Genomic DNA, 1,312 nt, shown 5'->3' with positions numbered 1-1,312 from the left:
CTGAAGCGCCCTGGGTTTGGTTCCGTCCTTCCTGAAGGAGAATCGGACCATGCCCAAGAAGTACGACCAGGACTTGCGTGAGCATGCGGTGCGGATGGTGCTCGACAAGCGCGCCGCCGATGGATGCTCGCAGCGTGTCGCGATGGACGCTGTGGGAGCGTCGCTCGGGATAGCGCCGGCCACGATCCGTAACTGGATGCCCCGCCCCGGCGAAGAGCCAGCGGCGACTGGCGCGGCGAAGCCGCGTGAGTCGCTCGAGGAAGAGAACCGGCGCTTACGCCGCGAACTCGCCGAAACGAGGCGGGCGAACGAGATCTTGAAGAAGGCCTCGGCTTTTTTCGCAGCGGAACTCGACCGCCCCACGACGAGATGATCCGGTTCATCGACGAACACCGTGATCGTTTCGGGGTCGAGCCGATCTGTCGCGCCCTTCGCGCGACGGACTGTGGGTTCATCACCTCCCGCGGCTACCGCGCCGCGAAAGCCCGCCCTCGCTGCGCGCGAGCGATCCGTGACGACGTCCTTGTCGACGAGATTCGGCGGGTGCACGCGCAGAATTACGGCGTGTACGGCCACCGCAAGATGTGGCACGCGATGCGCCGCGAAGGCTGGATGATCGGACGCGACCAAACCGCCCGACTCATGAGAACGGCTGGGCTGCACGGTGTTCGGCGCGGACGTCGCCCCTTCACGACCGTTGCATCCAAGCTGCCCGATCACCGCCCGGACCTGGTCGAACGTGACTTCCACGCACCGTTGCCGAACGAGCTGTGGGTCGCCGACATCACCTATGTCAGGACGACGAGCAGCTTCGCGTACACGGCATTCATCACCGACGCGTGCACGCGCAAGATCGTCGGCTGGTCGGTCGCGTCGTCCCTGACGACGCAAGCGTTGCCGATAATCGCGTTGCAGCAAGCGATCGCGACGACGCCGGCGGCGCGTCAAGGCGGGCGGCTCGTGCACCACAGCGACCGCGGAGTCCAGTACGTCAGCCTGGCCTACACCGACACACTGGCCGAGCACGGCGTCGCGCCTTCCGTTGGGACAGTGGGCGATTCCTACGACAACGCCCTGGCCGAGACGGTCAACGGGTTGTACAAGGCCGAACTGATCTACTCACGCACGACATGGCCGTCGACATCGGCGGTCGAGTTGGCGACATTGGAGTGGGTGACCTGGTGGAACCACCAGCGCCTGCACGAAGCACTCGGCTACCGCACGCCGGTCGAGGTCGAAGCGTCCTACGATCAATCCCAGACGAGAACCCTCGTCACCACATAAGCGCGGAACGAAACCCAGGGCGCTTCAC

General features: G+C 65.2%; 1 protein-coding gene and 1 other annotated feature. The gene reads left to right on the top strand.

Annotated elements, in window-relative coordinates; all coding sequences use genetic code 11:
• Positions 1-49: 49 nt before the first annotated feature.
• A protein-coding gene (locus D1832_RS15070; RefSeq protein WP_241511043.1) for an IS3 family transposase occupies positions 50-1,284 on the top strand; the annotation gives its coding sequence in 2 pieces (ribosomal slippage) (positions 50-332 and positions 332-1,284; 1,236 coding nt in all).
• Positions 331-432 (top strand) — a sequence feature (AL1L pseudoknot). (Overlaps the previous gene by 102 nt.)
• Positions 1,285-1,312: the final 28 nt, after the last annotated feature.

The organism is Dermacoccus abyssi (assembly GCF_003515945.1).
Taxonomy (GTDB): Bacteria; Actinomycetota; Actinomycetes; order Actinomycetales; family Dermatophilaceae; genus Dermacoccus; species Dermacoccus abyssi.
The sequence above is the reverse complement of the archived record's forward strand: the minus strand, read 5'-3'. Positions and strand labels throughout refer to the sequence as shown.